The organism is Caulobacter sp. BP25, from assembly GCF_002737755.1.
Classification (GTDB): Bacteria; Pseudomonadota; Alphaproteobacteria; order Caulobacterales; family Caulobacteraceae; genus Caulobacter.
The window spans coordinates 540,942-558,234 of sequence record NZ_PEGH01000017.1 but is presented as its reverse complement, the minus strand read 5'-3'; the positions used below and the strand labels follow the sequence as shown (position 1 = coordinate 558,234).

Sequence of the window (17,293 nt, the reverse complement as noted above, 5' to 3'; positions counted from 1 at the left end):
CGGTTCTAGTTCTGTAGGTCTAGTTCAAAGGGTCTTAGGCGGCCTTGGCCTGACGGTCGCGTTCGCGGCTGATCACCTCGCGGGCCAGCTTCAGATAGGCCTGGCTACCCGCGCACTTCAGGTCATACAGCAGCACCGGCTTGCCAAACGACGGCGCCTCCGAGACGCGGACGTTACGCGGGATCACCGCGTCATAGACCTTGTCGCCGAAGTGGGCGCGGACGTCGTGCGCGACCTGCTCCGACAGGCTGTTGCGGCGATCGTACATGGTCAGCACCACGCCCTGGATCTCCAGGTGGGGGTTCAGGCTGCCGCGCACGCGCTCGATCGTGCGCATCAGCTGTGTCAGGCCTTCCAGGGCGAAGAACTCGCATTGCAGCGGCACGAACACCGCGTCGGCGGCGGTCATGGCGTTGACGGTCAGCACGTTCAGCGACGGCGGGCAGTCGATCAGCACATAGGTGTAGGGGCCGTTGACCCGGATGGCCTCCAGGGCGTCCCGCAGCCGGTATGACCGGCGAGCGGTCTGACCCAGTTCGATCTCGATACCGGACAGATCGGCGTCGGCCGGTATGACGTCCAGACCGGGTAGTTCCGTCCTCACGGCGGCGTCGACGACCGGCGACTCGCCCATCAGCACGTCATACAGGGTGGTGCGGCGTTGGGTGCGGCCGATGCCCAGTCCCGTCGAGCAGTTGCCCTGCGGGTCGGCGTCAATCAGCAGAACCTTTTCGCCGCAAGCGGCCAGGGCGGTGCCGAGGTTGATAGCGGTCGTGGTCTTGCCCACGCCGCCTTTCTGGTTGGCGATCGCCAGGACGCGGAGAGCATTAGCGGACACGGGTCAGCCCCTTCACTTGAACGATCCGACCGCGAGGGTCGCTTTGGCTAGGTCGCAATTCGGACTGGAACTTCCAAGCCTTGGCGGCTTCGGAAAGCTCGGCCGCGACATCCTGCCCCTTGAGGAACAGGCCGGTCGCGCCAGTGCGCAGATAGGGTTCGGCGAAGCCCAGCAGCTTGGTCATCGGGGCGCAGGCACGCGCGGTGACGATGTCGACCTTCAGCTTCAGGTCTTCGGCCCGAGCGTTGTGGATCTGGACCGGCAGGTCGAGATCCTTGGCCACCACATCCAGGAAGCGGCAGCGCTTGGCCATCGACTCGACCAGATGGACCTTGGCTCCGGCCCTACCCTTCAACAGTATGGCCAGCACGACCCCGGGCAGACCGGCGCCGGCGCCGAGATCGGCCCAGGTCGAGGCTTCCGGCGCGAGGTCCAACAGCTGCGAGCTGTCGAGGGCGTGGCGCGTCCAGTAGGTGGCGATCGTCAGAGGCCCCACTAGGTTCATGACCTCGTTCCATTCGGCCAGCAGCTCTTGGAAACGGACCAGGTCGGCCATCTGGCTGTCGCTGGCGCCGGTCAGGGCCTGATAACCCGCCGCGTCCAGGACCGGCGGCTCCGCGACCTCCACGCTTCTTGGGGCGACGTCAGGCTGCACGGGTGCGCCGCACGTGGGCTAGCAGCGCGGTCAGCGCTCCTGGCGTCACGCCCTCGATGCGGGCCGCCTGGCCCAGGGTCAGAGGCCGAACGCGGGCCAGCTTCTCGCGGACCTCGTTCGACAAGCTACCGATGTCGGCATAGTCCATATCGGCCGGCAGGCGCAGGTCCTCGTCCTTGCGCAGGGACTCAGCGTCAGCGCGCTGGCGATCCAGATAGCCGGCATAGGCGGCCTCGATCTCGATCTGCTCTCGGACGTCGGTGTTCCACGTGAAAACCTCGGGCCAGATGCGGCCGAGGTCGTCTAGGGTCACATCCGGATAGGCCAGCATGGCGAAGACGTCACGGCGGACGCCGTCGCTGTTGACCTTGAAGCCGGCCTTCACCGCCTCGTTGGGCGTCAAACTGACCGAGCGCGCGAAGGTGCGAGCCGCGTTCAGGCGCGTCTTCTTCTCGGCCCAGGCCTTGGCGCGGCCCTCGCCGACCACGCCCAGGGCGATGCCACGATCGGTAAGGCGCTGGTCGGCGTTGTCGGCGCGCAGGGTCAGGCGGAACTCGGCCCGACTGGTGAACATCCGATAGGGCTCGGTGACGCCACGGGTGACCAGGTCGTCGATCATCACGCCGATATAGGCCTCGTCCCGGGCGAACACGGCGGGCTCCCTGCCCTGCTCGGCCAGCGCTGCATTCAGCCCTGCGATCAGGCCCTGAGCACCGGCCTCTTCGTAGCCCGTGGTGCCGTTGATCTGGCCGGCCAGATAGAGGCCCGGCAGGCGCTTGGTCTCCAGCGTGGCGAAGAGCTCGCGCGGATCGACATAGTCGTATTCGATCGCATAGCCGTAGCGCAGCACCTCGACGTTCTCGAGGCCGGGGATCGTCCGCAGGAACAGGAGCTGGGTCTCTTCCGAGACCGAGGTGGAGATGCCGTTCGGATAGACCGTCGGATCGTCCAGGCCCTCGGGTTCCAGGAAGATCTGGTGACTGGTCTTGTCGGCGAAGCGGACGACCTTGTCCTCGATCGACGGGCAATAGCGCGGGCCGACCCCCGTGGCGCGGCCGCTATAGACCAGCGACTCGCCGATCCGCTCGGCAATGATCCGGTGGGTCTCTTCGGTCGTGAAGGTCACGCCGCAGGCGATCTGCGGGACGTCGATCTTGTCGGTGAGATACGAGAACGGGACCGGCTGGTCGTCGGCCGCCTGGCTGTCCAGACGGTCCCAGGCGATCGTGCGGCCATCCAGGCGCGCGGGGGTGCCCGTCTTCAGACGACCCATCTGGAAGCCGAGGCCGTAAAGGCGATCCGACAGCCCGATGGCCGGCTGGTCGCCGACCCGGCCTGCGGGGATGCGCTCCTCGCCGCGATGGATCACGCCTTTCAGGAAGGTGCCGGTGGTCAGGATCACACGGGGGGCGCTGTAGGAGCGCCCTTCCCCGTCAACAGCGCCGGCGACCCTGGGCTTTCCATTTGGGCCGTCCTCGACGATCAGATCCTCGGCGGCGGCGGCGATGATGTCGAGGTTTCCCGTGGAAAACAGCTCGGCCTGCATCGCCTCGCGATAGAGCTTGCGGTCGATCTGCGAGCGCGGGCCGCGCACGGCTGGGCCCTTGGAGCGGTTCAGCATCCGGAACTGGATGCCGGCCTTGTCGGCCATACGACCCATCACGCCATCCAGGGCGTCGATCTCGCGAACCAGATGCCCCTTGCCCAGGCCGCCGATGGCCGGGTTGCACGACATCTCGCCGATGGTTTCCAGCTTGTGGGTCAGCAGCAGGGTGCGCGCGCCGGTGCGCGCGGAAGCGGCGGCCGCTTCGCAGCCGGCGTGACCGCCGCCGATGACAATGACATCCCAGGACTTGGACAAGACGCTCGCCTCAATGCGAACGCCCCCGGGACAAGCGGGGGCGCTGGACTCGACATATACGCCAATCAGTCGGGAGGGTCGATCCGAGTCATCAGCGTTTCACGTGAAACACCCCCGCCACAGCTGTGAGCGCGCTGTGGACAACATGGAGAGGGTTTCACGTGAAACATTACTTGCCGATGCAGAAGGTCGAGAAGACGCGACCCAGGACATCCTCCGGGTCAACGCGACCGGTGATCTTCTCCAACGCGCGGGCGGCCAAGCGAACATCCTCGGCGGCGAGCTCCACCTCCAATCCGACCTCGGAGAGGGCCCGAGCCAAGTAGCTCCGCGCCTCGCCCAAGCGTTCCGCGTGACGAAGCCGGGTCGCCGCCGGAAACTCCGAGCCAGACAGCACGTCGCTCACGTGGTCAGCTAGGCACGCACGCAGATCAGCGACCGCCGTCTCGGATCGCGCGGATAGACGGAAAACCGAAAGCCCCCGCTCCGCCCAGCGGACTTCCGCCTCCGCCAAGACAACGGCGTCGGCGATATCGGCCTTGTTCAACACCAGCCAGTCGCCGGGCCGAACTGTCGCCTCCAGCGCTTCAAGCTGTTTCACGTGAAAACCATCGACGACCCAGAGGCGAAGATCCGCCTCCTCCGCCCAACGGCGCGCACGGCGGACGCCCTCCGCTTCGATCGCGTCCTCGGTCTCGCGAAGCCCAGCGGTGTCCGCGATCAGCACCCGATAGCCGCCCAGAACCAGCGGAACCTCGATGACGTCGCGCGTCGTGCCGGGCGTGTCAGTGACAATGGCCGCGTCCCGCTCGACGAGGCCGTTCAACAGCGTGCTCTTGCCGGCATTGGGCGCCCCGACCAGAGCGATGCGATAGCCGTCCCTCACCCGGCGACCACGGGAAACGTCCGCCAAGGCCGCGTCCAGCTCCTCGGCCAAAACCCGCAGCCCGGGGCGCGCCCTCTCTGCGACTTCCTCCGGCAAATCCTCATCCGGGAAGTCGACCGCAGCCTCCAGCATGGCCAGCGATTGGACCAGCAGGTCGCGCCACTGGTCATAGCGCTGGCTCAGCGCGCCACCCACCTGGCCCAGCGCCTGCCGTCGTTGCGCCTCGGTCTCGGCGTCGATCAGGTCAGCCACACCCTCGGCCTGGGCCAGGTCCAGCTTGCCGTTCTCGAAGGCCCTCCGCGTGAACTCGCCCGGCTCGGCCAGACGCAGACCAAGCTCGCTCAGCGCGGAGAGCAAAGCCTCCACCACGGCCCGGCCGCCATGCACGTGGAACTCGGCGCTATCCTCGCCGGTATAGCTGGCCGGACCTTCGAACCGTAGGACCAGGGCTTCGTCCAGCTCTACTCCGCCGTACCGCAGCTTGCGCAGCGCGGCCATACGCGGCGCGGGCGCCCTGCCCGCCAAGGCCTCTACGGTCCGAAGCGTATCCGGCCCGGAAATGCGCACGACGGCCACCGCCGCCCGCCCGGCCGCTGTGGCCAGGGCGAAGATCGTACCCGCCATGATCAGTCCGGCTTGCCGACCGCCGCACCGGCGGCGGCCGTCATCAGCTTGCGGAATGACTCCTGGGCGCCAGCGCCAAACGCCATCCAGTTCTTCATCAACTCCTCGGGCGCGAGCATGGCCATGTTGGCGTCCATCCGGGCCTGCATTTCCTTCACCAGGTGGTCGTTCAAACCACTGACATCCGGCAGGCCTAGAAAGGCCCGCGCTTCGACTGGCGAGCAGTCAATCTCGATCGTCATCTTCATCAGAAAGTTCCCTTCGGTCAGGGCACGATATTGTTATGGGCCTCGCCCGTCGGCGCAGGTTAGAGCGCTTTGGTCGAAAGTCACATTCGTCCCGCAAGGGACCTGAGCACGACGGAGAATCCCGATGAACGAGACCCTCACCATCACCACGCCGGATGGCGCGTTCAGCGCCTATGTCGCCCGCCCGAAGGCGGCCGCCGCGCCGGCCATCGTCGTCATCCAGGAAATCTTCGGCGTCAACAAGGTCATGCGCGACATCTGCGATGGCCTGGCGTCCCAGGGCTATGTCGCCATCTGCCCCGACCTGTTCTGGCGGATCGAGCCTGGCATCGACATCACCGACCAGTCGGAAGCCGAGTGGAAGAAGGCCTTCGAGCTGTTCAACGCCTTCGACGTCGACGCGGGCGTCAATGACATCGCCGCGACGATCACGGCCGCGCGCGAGCTCCCCGGCGTCAACGGCAAGGTCGGAGCGGTCGGCTATTGCCTGGGCGGTCTGCTGGCGTTCCTGACGGCGACCCGCACCGACGTGGACGCTTCGGCCTCGTACTACGGCGTCGGCCTGGAGAAGCATGTTGGCGAAGCCGAGAAGCTGACCCACCCGCTGCTGATCCACATCGCCGAGAAGGACCAGTTCGTCCCGCCCGAAGCCCAGCAGGTCATCCTGCAGGCGCTGAAGGATCACCCGCAGATCGAGCTCCACACCTATGCCGGCCGCGATCACGCTTTCGCCCGGGACGGCGGCGCGCACTATGACGCGGCCGACGCGGCCAAGGCCAATGGCCGAAGCCTGACCTTCTTCCAGAAGGCGCTTAGCTGATGCTGGCCATCCAGTTTTCCCGTGCGGGCGGTCCGGAGGTCCTGGAGGTGGCCGAGGTCGAGATCCCCTCGCCCGACGCCGGCCAGATCCTGATCCGCCATGCAGCCGTCGGCTTGAACTATATCGACACCTATCACCGCTCGGGTCTCTATCCGCTGAAGCTGCCCAGCGGCATTGGCCTTGAGGCGGCGGGTACGGTCGAGGCGGTCGGCGAGGGCGTCACCCGGTTCAAGGTCGGCGACCGCGTCGCCTACAACGGGACGATGGGCGCCTATGCCGAGGCGGCCGTGGTTCCGGCCGACCGCGCGGTGAAGGTTCCCGAGGGCGTCAGCCTGGAGATCGCCGCCGCCGCCCTGCTCAAGGGCATGACCGCCGAGTTCCTGGTCAGGCGATGTTTCCACGTGAAACAGGGCGACGCCGTCCTGGTCCACGCAGCCGCCGGCGGCGTCGGTCAGATCCTGGTCCAGTGGTGCAAGGCCTTGGGCGCGACGGTGGTCGCCACGGTCGGCTCCGAGGCCAAGGCCGCAGTCGCGCGCGACCTCGGCGCGGACCACGTGATCGACTACAGCCAAGAAGATGTCGCCGCCAAGGTCGGTGAGCTGACCGGCGGCCAAGGCGTCGCGGTCGTCTATGACGGCGTCGGCAAGGATACCTGGGCGGCCAGCCTGAAGAGCCTCGCTCGCCGTGGGGTCATGGTCACCTTCGGAAACGCCTCAGGTCCGGTCCCGCCGTTCGCGCCGCTGGAGCTGGGCGCCAAGTCGCTGTTCGTCACCCGCCCTCGCCTGTTCGACTACATCGTCACGACCGAGGAACTGGACGAGAGCGCGGAGGCTTTGTTCGCGGTCCTCGGCTCGGGCGCGGTGAAGATCGACATCGGCCAGACCTTCCCCCTCGCCGAGGCGCGGGCCGCGCATGAAGCGCTGGAGGGGCGGCGGACGACTGGGGCGACGTTGCTCTTGCCGTAAGAACCAAGATGCTTCCCGCGATGCGCGGGAGCTGTCACGGAGTGACTGAGGGGGCTAACCCGGCCGATTTCCAGCTCGCCCCCTCCGGCTCTCTGGGCCACCTCCCCCGCGTCGCGGGGGAGGATCTTTCGAGCAACAAAAAAGGCCCCGGATCGCTCCGAGGCCTTTCTCGTATCCGGCTGAGTCTGGCTGGACTCAGGTGTTCATCGACTGGAAGAAGTCGCCGTTCGTCTTCGACTGGCGCAGCTTGTCCAGCAGGAACTCGATCGCGTCCGACGCGCCCATCGGGTTGAGGATGCGGCGAAGCACATAGGTCTTCTGCAGCTGGTCGCGCGGCGTGATGAGCTCTTCCTTGCGGGTGCCCGACTTGAGCACGTCGATCGCCGGGAAGATGCGCTTGTCTGCCACCTTGCGATCCAGGACGATTTCCGAGTTACCGGTGCCCTTGAACTCTTCGAAGATGACTTCGTCCATCCGGCTGCCGGTGTCGATCAGGGCCGTGGCGATGATCGACAGCGAGCCGCCCTCTTCCACATTGCGCGCCGCGCCGAAGAAGCGCTTCGGACGCTGCAGGGCGTTGGCGTCGACACCGCCGGTCAGCACCTTGCCCGACGACGGGACTGTGGTGTTGTAGGCGCGGCCCAGACGCGTGACCGAGTCCAGCAGGATGACAACATCGCGCTTGTGTTCGACCAGGCGCTTGGCCTTTTCGATGACCATCTCGGCTACCTGAACGTGGCGGGTCGCCGGCTCGTCGAAGGTCGAGGCGATAACCTCGCCCTTCACCGTGCGCTGCATGTCGGTGACTTCTTCCGGGCGCTCGTCGATCAAGAGGACGATCAGATAGCACTCGGGGTGGTTGGTCTCGATCGACTTGGCGATGTTCTGCAGCATCACCGTCTTACCCACGCGCGGCGGGGCGACGATCAGGCAGCGCTGGCCCTTGCCCAGCGGGGCGACGATGTCGATGACGCGGCCCGAGCGATCCTTCACGGTCGGATCGGGCAGCTCCATGTTCAGGCGCTCTTCGGGATAGAGCGGCGTCAGGTTGTCGAAGTGCACCTTGTGGCGCACGTTCTCGGGGCTCTCGAAATTGATCTTGGTGACGCTGGTCAGAGCGAAGTAGCGCTCACCTTCGCGCGGCGAGCGGATCGCGCCCTCGACGCTGTCGCCGGTGCGCAGGCCGTACTTCCGGATCTGCGACGGCGAGACATAGATGTCGTCCGGACCCGGAAGATAGTTGGCTTCCGGCGAGCGCAGGAAGCCAAAGCCGTCCTGCAGCACTTCCATGGTGCCCGAGCCCGAGATCTCCACGCCTTCCTCGGCGAGGGTCTTCAGGATCGCGAACATCATGTCCTGCTTGCGCATGGAGTTGGCGTTCTCGACCTCGAAGGTCTCGGCGAACGCCAGCAGGTCGGCCGGGGACTTCTCCTTCAGCTCCTGCAGGGACATGGACTTCAGGCCCAGGGCGGCGACGGCCTCGGCGATGCCGGAGCCGTCATCGTCGCCCTCGCCATCGGCCTCGACCGAGGCTTCGGTGGCGACGTCGGCGACATCCGCCACGGTGTCTTCAATGGTCGCTTCTTCAGCGCGCCCATCTTCCGAGGAGGGGATTTCGTTTTCGGTTTCTTCGGTCATGACAAGACTCAAGGGTGGGCGCGGTCCCCAAGACGGAGTCCGGCCAGTAGAACTTCAGGGGTCACGCCCGGTCAGACCGGGACATGCGCGTCGCTTGACGATGACGCGGATCGTTCGGGGGACGGACCTTGGAGCGGATCGCTCGCGGGGCGCGCCAGGACGGGCGCCGGTCCGAAAGAAGAAGACGGTTCACTGACAGCGAACCGATCGTCGATGCAAATCACGCGGCGGGCGGCGGGTCAAGCGCCGCGGGCTCTAGTGGTTCAGGAACTTGGTCGTCACCGCGAGGACGATCACGATCGCCAGCACGAACGGGATCTCGTTGACCATCCGCCAGAACTTCTCCGGGCGGGTGTTCTGGCCGGCTTCGAACTTTTTGCGCGAGGCCGACAGGAAGCCGTGGAAGCCGTAAAGGCCGACCAGGGCGACCAGCTTGGTGGCCATCCAGGGTTCGAGGAGGAAGCTCCAGCCCCGGATCTGGGCGTCGGCCAGGATCAGGCCCAGGCCAAACAGCGCCGTGGCGATCGAGGCGGGATTGATGATGCCGCGCAGCAGGCGCCGCTCCATCACCTTGAACGTCTCGTCCATCTGCGAGCCCGGCTCGGCCTGGGTGTGATAAACAAACAGGCGCGGCAAGTAGAGCATCCCGGCCATGAAGGCGATGACCGACAGGATGTGTAAGCCCCGCACCAGATTGAAGTGCGCCACCAGGAAATCCGTCACGCGGCGACTCCCTCTCGACGGGGGCACTTGGACCATTCAGCGCCGCAGCGCCAGCCGCAGGCCGGGGCGACCGAGCCGGCCCGTTTGCCCAGCGCGTCGCGGACGGCGCTGGCCAGACCGCCGATGAACTCGGGCGCGCCGCCCAAGGCAGGAACCCGGACATAGGGCGCGACGCCGACGTCCTTCGCCAGCTCGGCGTATTCGTGGTCGAGCTCGACCAGGGTCTCGACGTGCTCGGAGACAAAGGCGATCGGCGTGATCATCACGCCCTTGCCCTCGGTCCCCGCGCGGCGAATCTCCTCGTCGGTCGACGGGCCGATCCACTTCAGGGGTCCGACCCGGCTCTGGTAGCAGACCGTCCAGTCAATCTCGGCCGGCAGCTTGGCGGCGACGCCGGCGGCCGTGGCCTCGATCTGCTTTTGGTAGGGATCACCGGCCAGGATGATCTTCTCCGGCAGGCCGTGGGCCGAGAACAGCAGACGGATATTGGTCGGCGAACCGGCCTTCTCCCAGGTCTCGCGGATCATCCGGGCGTGGGCGTCGACAAGGCCCCCGTCCGTCGGATAGCAGCAGACCGTCGTTTCGGCGCCCGAGCCCTTATAGGTCTTGCGCCAGGCCTTCAGCGACGAGCCCGTCGTCGTGGTCGAGAACTGCGGATAGAGCGGCAGCAGAACGACCTCATCCGGCGCGAAGGCGGCGACTTGGCGCGCGGTCTCGCCGGTCAGCGGATGCCAGTAGCGCATGGCGATGAAGCACTTGGCCTCGACGCCCGGCAGAGCCGCCGTCAGGGCGGTCTCCAGCGCGTCGGCCTGCTTCTTGGTTTCCGGCAGCAGGGGCGAGCCGCCACCCATGATCGCGTAGTTGGCCTTGGCCATCTTCTCGCGCGTCGTCGAGATCAGGGCCGCCAGCGGATAGCGGATCAGCGCTGGCGCGCCGATAATCGCCGGATCGCGGAACAGGTTGAACAGGAACGGCCGCACGGCGCGCGGACCATCGGGTCCACCCAGATTGAACAGGACGACGGCGAGTTTCTTGGTCACTTGACCACCTTCTGTCCGGTCACCCGCTCAAGCACCGCCTCGACGTGCGCGATCGGCGTATCGGGCAGGATCCCGTGGCCCAGGTTGAAGATATAGGGACCCTGGTTCCACTGTTCGAGCAGTTCGTCCACGCGCTTGAGCAGGGCGTCGCCGCCGGCCCGCAGAAGCAGCGGATCGAGTGCGCCCTGGATGGTCTTGGTCTTCTGGATGGCTTGGCCCAGCGTGGCGCTGGCCTGGGTGTCGAGCGCCACGCCCTGCACCGGAACATGGGCAGCGTAGCCCTCGACCAGGGCGCCGGCCCCGCGCGGGAAACCGATGATCGGCACGGTGACGCCGCGGGCCCGAAGGCCTTCGACGATCTTCTTGTGCGGCTGGGTGACCAGGCGATCGAATAGCGGCTCGGACAGACCCTCGGCCCAGCTCTCAAACAGCTTCACGGCTTGCGCGCCGGCGTCGACCTGCATGGCCAGGTAGTCGATCGTCGAGTCGACCAGCACCTGGATCAGGGCGTCAGTCGTCTCGGGGTTCTGGTAGGCGAAGGTCCGCGCGCCGCTACGGTCGCTGGAGCTCTTCTCGATCATGTAGGTCGCCACGGTCCAGGGCGCGCCGGCAAAGCCGATCAGGGCTTTTTCCGGATCGAGCGCCGAGCGAACCCGCGTCAGCGTCTCGCCGACGAGCGATAGGGCCTTGCCCGCCTCGCCGGCCTTTTCGGCCATGGACTCGACGGACGGCATGTCGCCGAGCTTTGGACCCTCGCCGGCCTCGAACCAGACCTTTTGGCCCAGAGCCCCCGGGATCAGCAGGATGTCGGCGAAGACGATGGCCGCGTCGAACGGGAAGCGCCGCATCGGCTGCAGGGTGACCTCGGCGGCCTTCTCCGGATCGAAGCAGAAGCTGATGAAGTCTGGGGCCGTGGCCCGAACCGCGCGATACTCCGGCAGATACCGCCCCGCCTGGCGCATGAACCAGATCGGCGGATGGGCGTGCGTCTCGCCGGAAAGCGCGGAGAGAAATTTCGGAGTCTGATGGGGAGTCTGGGAGGGCGACGTCATGGCTCGGGTTAAAGCCCGGCCTGGGCTTTGGCTCAAGCCCGGAGTCCCCTTAAGCCCTTTCTAACATATCTTAATAAGAAATTAGGTTTTGGAAGAGGGAGCAGGAGGGCAACTGCAAAGTGGGGAAAACCCTCGCCGAGCGCGTGACTCCCACACGCGATCCGGCCTTGCCCACAAGGGCCCGCACATGTGGTTAACCCTCTGTTAATCTTGTGGACACCCTTGCAGGGCCTTGAAGGTCTTAATGAAAACTTAATTAACGGCGGCGCGTGAAAGACCCCTCACGAGACTCTTTCCCCCGACAGGGAGAACGAGGATTCAGACTTCGGGGGATGCGGGTCGAGCCTGGGGATGGTACGCGAGCAATGCGACCGTTGATCACAGCGGCGCCATGTCACGACGCCTCTCGGGCCATTCGGCGCCCAGGCGTCCCCAGAGGCAGGGCTAGTGGTTAAACAACCGTTAACGGATGATCCACAGGAGAGTCACGGCGCTGGCGGCGAGGGCGAACGCCTGCCCCCGCGTTTCGCGACCTACTTCCACATCCATCTGGTGTCGGACTCGACGGGTGAGACGCTGAACGCCATGGCGCGCGCGGTCTGCGCACGGTTCACCGACATCCTGCCGATCGAGCACATCTATGCGTTGGTGCGCTCAACGCGTCAGCTGGATCGAGCGCTGGAGGAGATCGCCGGCGCGCCGGGCGTGGTCATGCACACCATCGTCGACCCCGGCCTGCGCGCGGCGCTTGAGGAAGGGTGCCGCAAGCTGGAAATGCCCTGCATCGCCGCCCTCGACCCGGTGGTTAGCGCCATGTCGCGCTATCTCGGCGCGCGGATCTCGACGCGGGTCGGCGCTCAACACGCCCTGACCAATGACTATTTCGACCGGATCGAGGCGCTGGACTACGCCATAGCCCACGATGACGGCCAGGGCGGCCAGGACCTGACCCAAGCCGACGTGATCCTGGTTGGGGTGTCGCGCACCTCCAAGACCCCGACCTGCATCTATCTCGCCCATCGCGGCGTGCGCGCCGCCAATGTGCCGCTGGTGCCGGGGCGTCCGCCGCCGCAGGACCTGTTCGAGCTGAAGAATACCCTGATCGTTGGCTTGATCACCTCGCCGGACCGGCTGATCCAGATCCGCCGCAACCGCCTGCTCTCCCTGAAGGAGAACCGCGAGAGCGACTATGTCGACGCCGACGCCGTGCGCCAGGAGATCATCGCCGCCCGCCGCCTGTTCGAACGTCAGGGCTGGCCGGTGATCGACATCACCCGGCGCTCCGTCGAAGAGACGGCGGCGGCGATCATCAACCTGCTGTCGGGCGGCCGCGGCAAGGTCGAGGTCCTGGGAGCCTGACGCCTTTGACGCTTACCCCCGTAACCCTGGCCCCCGTAACCCTGGCCCCCGTAACCCTGGCGTCCAAGAGCTCGGCCCGCCAGATGATCCTGAAGAACGCCGGCGTCGCCTTCGAGGCGGTCGGCTCGGGCGTAGATGAGGACGCGGCCAAGGCCTCTCTTCTGGCCGAAGAGGTCACGCCGCGCGACATCGCCGACGCCCTGGCGGAGATGAAGGCCGTTAAGGTCTCGACCAAGCGCTCCGGCCTTGTCATCGGCGCCGACCAGACGCTCGACCTGCGCGGCAAGCTGATCGACAAGGTCGACACCCTGGGCGAGGCGCGCGCCCGCCTCTTGGAACTGCGCGGCCAGGTCCACAAGCTGCACTCGGCCGTGGTGGTGGCCCGCGACGGCCAGCCGATCTGGCGGATTGTCGAGACCGCCAAGCTTTCGGTCCGCCCGTTCAGCGAGGCTTGGCTCGACCAGTATATAGAGCGGCGCGGCGAGGCCCTGCTGTGGTCGGTCGGCTGTTACGAGTTGGAGAGCGAGGGCGTGCAGCTGTTCGACCAGGTCGACGGGGACTACTTCGCCATACTGGGTCTGCCCTTGGTCGCACTTCTGGACTTTCTACGTCTTCACGGAGCCCTGGTCGGATGACTTCCACGATTTCGGGCGCGGCCATCGTCGGCGGCGTCTGCGGCCAGCCGATCAAGCACTCTATGAGCCCGGTGATCCACAACGCCTGGATCGCAGCGGCCGGCCTGGATGCAGCCTACGTCCCCTTTGCCCCGGCGGCTGAACGGTTCGAGACCTTCGTCGACGGCCTGCGCGGCGGGGCGGTGCGCGGGGTCAACGTCACCATTCCCTTCAAGGAACGCGCCCTGGCGTTGGCCGACACCGCCAGCGACCTGGCCAGGATGGCCGGAGCAGCGAACCTTCTGCTGTTCGCTGCCGACGGCTCGATCCATGCCGACAACACCGACGGGCCGGGCCTCTTGGGCGCGGTCGAGGCTCAGGCCCCAGGCTTCGACGCCAAGGCTGGCCCGGTGGTCATCCTCGGCGCCGGCGGCGCGGCGCGAGGGGCGGTGGCGGCCCTGTTGCTGGCGGGCGCGCCACAGATCCGCATCGTCAACCGCACCCTGGCTCGCGCCCAGGAGCTGTCCGACGCCTTTGGGGCCAAGGTGGTCGCGGCCGAGGAGACCGCCCTCCCCGGTCTACTGGCCGATGCGGGCCTCGTCATCAACGCCACCTCGCTGGGCCTGGGCGGCGGAGACGGCCCGTCAGCGGACCTATCCCTGACGCCGAAGACCGCCGTGGTGATGGACATGGTCTACAAGCCGCTGCGCACCGAGTTCCTGCGCCGCGCCGAGGCGGCGGGCCGGCGCACGGTGGACGGCTTGGAGATGCTGTTGCGTCAGGCCATACCGACCTTCGAGGCGATCTATGGCGTGGCGCCCTCTCCCACCGTCGATGTGCGCGGCCTGGCCCTGGCGCTTCTGGGCGAGGCTTAAAGCCATGCTGGTGCTGGGCCTGACCGGTTCGATCGGCATGGGAAAGTCCACGACCGCGTCGATGTTCGAGGCCGAGGGTGTTCCCGTCTACGACTCCGACGCGGCAGTCCACGCGCTATACGCCGCCGGTGGCGCGGCCGTCCCTCCGGTCGAGGCGGCCTTCCCCGGCGTGGTGGTCGACGGCGCGATCGACCGCGCGAGGCTCAGCGCCAAGGTGGTCGGGGATCCCGAGGCTCTGGCCAAGCTGGAGGCGATCGTCCACCCGCTGGTCGGCGCCCACCGCATCGGCTTCTTCCAGAAGGCCCAGGCCGAGGGCCACGAGATCGTGGTCCTGGACGTGCCTCTGCTGTTCGAGACCGGCGGCCAGAAGAGCGTCGACAAGGTCGTTGTCGTCTCGGCTCCGCCCGAAGTTCAGCGCGCTCGGGTCCTGGCCCGGCCCGAAATGACGCCCGAGAAGTTCGAGGCGATCCTGGCGCGCCAGCTGCCCGATGCGGATAAGCGTGCGCGCGCCGATTTCATCATCGACACAGGCCAAGGCGTCGAGCACGCTCGGGAGCAAGTGCGCGACCTTCTGACTCTGTTGAGAACTTCCCGCTTCGCTTGAAGCGTGGATCGAACCGGCTCAAAGAAGGCCCATGGCCCGCGAGATCATCCTCGACACTGAAACGACCGGCTTCGATCCGAAGACGGGCGATCGCCTGGTTGAAATCGGCTGCATCGAGGTGGTCGACTTCATGCCGACCGGCCGCTCGTTCCATGAATATTGCGACCCGCTGCGGGACATGCCGGCCGAGGCCGAGAAGGTTCACGGCCTGTCCAGCGCCTTCCTGACCGGCAAGCCCAAGTTCCACGAGATCGCCGACCGCTTCGTCGAGTTCGTCGGCGACAGCGTGGTCGTGGCCCACAACGCCGCCTTCGACCGTCAGTTCGTCAATTTCGAGTTGGCCAAGTGCGGCCGCGCCCCGATCCACGAGGATCGCTGGATCGACACCCTGGCGATGGCCAAGAAGCGCTTTCCGGGCATGTACAACTCGCTCGACGCGCTGTGCAAACGCTTCAAGATCAGCCTGGAAAGTCGCGACAAGCACGGCGCCCTGATCGACGCCCACCTGTTGGCCGAGGTCTATTTGGAGCTGCAGGGCGGTAAGGAACGCGCGCTGGAGCTCACCCACGCGGTCGAGAGCCTCGCCGTGTCGGCCGCCGCTCAAGGCTCTTACGGGGTTCGCCCACGGCCGCTCGCGCCCCGCTCGACCGACGTCGAACGCGAGGTTCATGCCGCCTGGGTCCGCAAGAATCTCAAGGACCAGGCCCTTTGGATCAAGTTCGGGGTCGTGGCGGTCGAGGGCTGAGCCCGAACGGCGTTCGAAAACGCCGCTCCGTTTGGCCTTTGCCGGAAAGTCGGAGGCCCAAAAAGTTGACGGGCCCGCATCCCCACCAACTTCAATATCATCCATGAGAATTCGCGTCAGTCAGGCGACATGTCAGGATTCGAAAAATAACATCGTTATAAGATAGGTCATATTGTCGCGCCTTTCGAGGTATTAATCACGAATTCACCCGCCGAGCCGATCAACTTCGCCCAACAAATCTCGTTTTCTCAGAAAACAGGGCGATCTCTCGTGCGCAAACTCTTTCCTGTAACTTTGTTGGCTGCGACCATGCTGGCTAGCGTCGCAGCCGCCCAAGAGGCGCCCAAGACAGACGCCGCCGCGCTCGAAGAGCTGAAGGCGCAAATCAAGGTTATGCAGGAGCGACTGCAGTCGCTTGAGACCAAGTCCTCCGCGCCGGTCGCCGCTCCAGTCGCCGCGCCGGTCGCCAAGCCGGCGGCGCCGGCCACCCAGATCCGGTGGGAAGGCTCCCCCCGCTTCACCGAAGCCAGCGGCGCCACGTTCAAGCTGCGTGGCCGTCTGCTGATCGACGGCGTCAACGTCAATGTCGATCGCGACAGCGGCCCCACCTACAAGTCGCGCCAGTATCGCGCCCGTCAGTTGTTCCTTGGCGCGGAAGGCCAGTTCGCCGGCTTCGCCTATCGGATCGAAGGCGGCGCGGCCAATGGCGGCGCCTGGGGCTGGGACGACGCGGTCATCGAGTACAGGACCAAGAGCGGCCTGCTGCTCGCTGTCGGCAACCAGAAGGTCGGCGGTCTCGAGAACCTCACCTCGATCAAGAACATCACCTTCATGGAGCGCGGTCCGTTCGGCGACCTGACCGACAACGGCTTCGTGCTCTCCGCCCAGGCCACCAAGATCGGAAAGAACTGGTCGCTGCGCGGCGCGCTGCAAGGCGATTCGATCAACAAGGCCGACGTCTCGTCAGGCGCCTACAGCGCCAATAACGCCAAAGAGCGCTCCGGCTTCATGGTGCGCGGCACCTATGCGCCGATCATGACGGCTGACGACGCGGTTCACCTGGGCGTTTCGCTTCGCCAGCGCGACACGGGGGGCGAAACCGGCTTTACCTACGCGGCAGCGGCCAACACGGCCTATCGCCCGCAAACCTCCGCTGGGGGCGTGCTGCTGTCGACGGGCGCCGTCGGCAAAAGCGACACCACCGTCGCCGCTGAAGCGGCCTGGAAACACAAGACGGTCTCGGTGCAGGGCGAGCTGGCCCGGATCAAGGTCAATCGCGTGACCACGACCCAGAGCGCCGCCAACGGCGGCAAGGATTTCAACATCGTCACCGGCTATGCGCTGGCCAGCTGGTTCCCGACCGGCGAAACCCGCCCGTACAACGCCTCGGGTCAGTTCGGGAAGGTCAAGGTCCTCCAGCCGATCGACAAGGGCGGCAAGGGCGCCTTCGAAGTGGCGGGCCGCTATGACTATGCCGACCTGACCAAGATGAGCCCGAACGCTGTCACGGCCCTGGCCAGTCAGCCGGGCCTGGCGACTGCGGGCACCTACAAGGGCGTGACCGCCGGCGTGAACTGGTACCCCTACAGCAACGTCCGCTTCATGGCGAACGTCACCAAGGCCAAGGTCAATAACCGCCGCATCGGTACGGTCGAAAACGACGCCAACGTGACGGTCTTCCAAGCCCGCATGCAAATCGAATTCTAAGTAAAAATCTATTAAAGCTCAGAGCGGCGTGGAGTCTCG

Annotated in this window: 16 protein-coding genes and 1 pseudogene; 8 read left to right on the top strand and 9 right to left on the bottom strand. The window is 66.2% G+C overall.

The genetic code is table 11. The features are described from left to right. Positions 1 to 34: 34 nt before the first annotated feature. The 5 genes and pseudogenes from CSW59_RS12865 to CSW59_RS12845 all read right to left on the bottom strand — a co-directional run bounded on the left by CSW59_RS12865 (position 35) and on the right by CSW59_RS12845 (position 5,112). Positions 35 to 838, bottom strand: coding sequence for a ParA family protein (locus tag CSW59_RS12865; RefSeq protein WP_099444393.1), 804 nt, complete (start codon positions 836 to 838; stop codon positions 35 to 37). Beyond that, a complete protein-coding gene (gene rsmG, locus CSW59_RS12860; RefSeq protein ID WP_369825778.1) occupies positions 828 to 1,394 on the bottom strand; it encodes a 16S rRNA (guanine(527)-N(7))-methyltransferase RsmG in 567 nt (188 codons plus the stop codon). Before rsmG ends, CSW59_RS12865 begins: the two co-directional genes overlap by 11 nt. Positions 1,395 to 1,482: 88 nt before the next feature. Then, a complete protein-coding gene (gene mnmG, locus CSW59_RS12855; RefSeq protein ID WP_099444391.1) occupies positions 1,483 to 3,354 on the bottom strand; it encodes a tRNA uridine-5-carboxymethylaminomethyl(34) synthesis enzyme MnmG in 1,872 nt (623 codons plus the stop codon). Between the two features lie 169 nt (positions 3,355 to 3,523). Next, positions 3,524 to 4,892 (bottom strand): annotated as a pseudogene (gene mnmE, locus CSW59_RS12850) (tRNA uridine-5-carboxymethylaminomethyl(34) synthesis GTPase MnmE). Then, entirely contained in the window at positions 4,867 to 5,112 is a 246-nt protein-coding gene (locus tag CSW59_RS12845; protein ID WP_099444389.1) for a DUF6489 family protein, read from the bottom strand. Before CSW59_RS12845 ends, mnmE begins: the two are co-directional and overlap by 26 nt. A 124-nt stretch (positions 5,113 to 5,236) precedes the next feature. Here CSW59_RS12845 and CSW59_RS12840 point away from each other — a divergent pair, with 124 nt between their 5' ends. Together CSW59_RS12840 and CSW59_RS12835 are read left to right on the top strand one after the other, a co-directional pair. After that, complete coding sequence (locus tag CSW59_RS12840; RefSeq protein WP_099444388.1) at positions 5,237 to 5,932, top strand: dienelactone hydrolase family protein; 696 nt, start codon at positions 5,237 to 5,239, stop codon at positions 5,930 to 5,932. Further along, a complete protein-coding gene (locus tag CSW59_RS12835) occupies positions 5,932 to 6,897 on the top strand; it encodes a quinone oxidoreductase (protein ID WP_099444387.1) in 966 nt (321 codons plus the stop codon). Before CSW59_RS12840 ends, CSW59_RS12835 begins: the two co-directional genes overlap by 1 nt. Before the next feature lie 195 nt (positions 6,898 to 7,092). Here CSW59_RS12835 and rho read toward each other — a convergent pair whose 3' ends face one another. From rho to hemE, 4 genes are all read right to left on the bottom strand, one after another. Continuing rightward, a complete protein-coding gene (gene rho / locus CSW59_RS12825) occupies positions 7,093 to 8,535 on the bottom strand; it encodes a transcription termination factor Rho (RefSeq protein ID WP_099444386.1) in 1,443 nt (480 codons plus the stop codon). Positions 8,536 to 8,790: 255 nt separating this feature from the next. Further along, the gene (locus CSW59_RS12820) at positions 8,791 to 9,294 is read right to left on the bottom strand and encodes a CopD family protein (RefSeq protein ID WP_099444385.1); all 504 of its coding nucleotides are present in this window, start codon (positions 9,292 to 9,294) and stop codon (positions 8,791 to 8,793) included. Beyond that, positions 9,255 to 10,298: a ferrochelatase gene (gene hemH / locus CSW59_RS12815; RefSeq protein ID WP_099444384.1), complete on the bottom strand. Its 1,044-nt coding sequence runs from the start codon at positions 10,296 to 10,298 to the stop codon at positions 9,255 to 9,257. The genes CSW59_RS12820 and hemH overlap by 40 nt, the downstream gene beginning before the upstream one ends. Continuing rightward, positions 10,295 to 11,350 carry a uroporphyrinogen decarboxylase gene (gene hemE / locus CSW59_RS12810; protein ID WP_099444383.1) on the bottom strand — a complete coding sequence of 352 codons (1,056 nt, stop codon included), beginning with the start codon at positions 11,348 to 11,350 and terminating at the stop codon, positions 10,295 to 10,297. The genes hemH and hemE overlap by 4 nt, the downstream gene beginning before the upstream one ends. 447 nt (positions 11,351 to 11,797) lie before the next feature. Between hemE and CSW59_RS12805 the strand changes: the two genes are divergently transcribed. The 6 genes from CSW59_RS12805 (at position 11,798) to CSW59_RS12780 (ending at position 17,254) form a co-directional block, all read left to right on the top strand. Beyond that, the gene (locus CSW59_RS12805; RefSeq protein ID WP_099444382.1) at positions 11,798 to 12,709 is read left to right on the top strand and encodes a pyruvate, water dikinase regulatory protein; all 912 of its coding nucleotides are present in this window, start codon (positions 11,798 to 11,800) and stop codon (positions 12,707 to 12,709) included. 26 nt (positions 12,710 to 12,735) lie between these two features. Further along, a complete protein-coding gene (locus tag CSW59_RS12800) occupies positions 12,736 to 13,344 on the top strand; it encodes a Maf family protein (RefSeq protein ID WP_255408981.1) in 609 nt (202 codons plus the stop codon). After that, positions 13,341 to 14,198 carry a shikimate dehydrogenase gene (gene aroE / locus CSW59_RS12795; protein WP_099444381.1) on the top strand — a complete coding sequence of 286 codons (858 nt, stop codon included), beginning with the start codon at positions 13,341 to 13,343 and terminating at the stop codon, positions 14,196 to 14,198. The genes CSW59_RS12800 and aroE overlap by 4 nt, the downstream gene beginning before the upstream one ends. Positions 14,199 to 14,202: 4 nt before the next feature. After that, positions 14,203 to 14,802, top strand: a complete 600-nt coding sequence (gene coaE, locus CSW59_RS12790; protein WP_099444380.1) for a dephospho-CoA kinase — start codon at positions 14,203 to 14,205, stop codon at positions 14,800 to 14,802. A 31-nt stretch (positions 14,803 to 14,833) separates the two neighbouring features. Next, complete coding sequence (gene dnaQ, locus CSW59_RS12785; protein WP_099444379.1) at positions 14,834 to 15,547, top strand: DNA polymerase III subunit epsilon; 714 nt, start codon at positions 14,834 to 14,836, stop codon at positions 15,545 to 15,547. Positions 15,548 to 15,856: 309 nt separating this feature from the next. Further along, positions 15,857 to 17,254: an OprO/OprP family phosphate-selective porin gene (locus CSW59_RS12780; RefSeq protein ID WP_099444378.1), complete on the top strand. Its 1,398-nt coding sequence runs from the start codon at positions 15,857 to 15,859 to the stop codon at positions 17,252 to 17,254. The last annotated feature ends 39 nt before the right edge of the window (positions 17,255 to 17,293 follow it).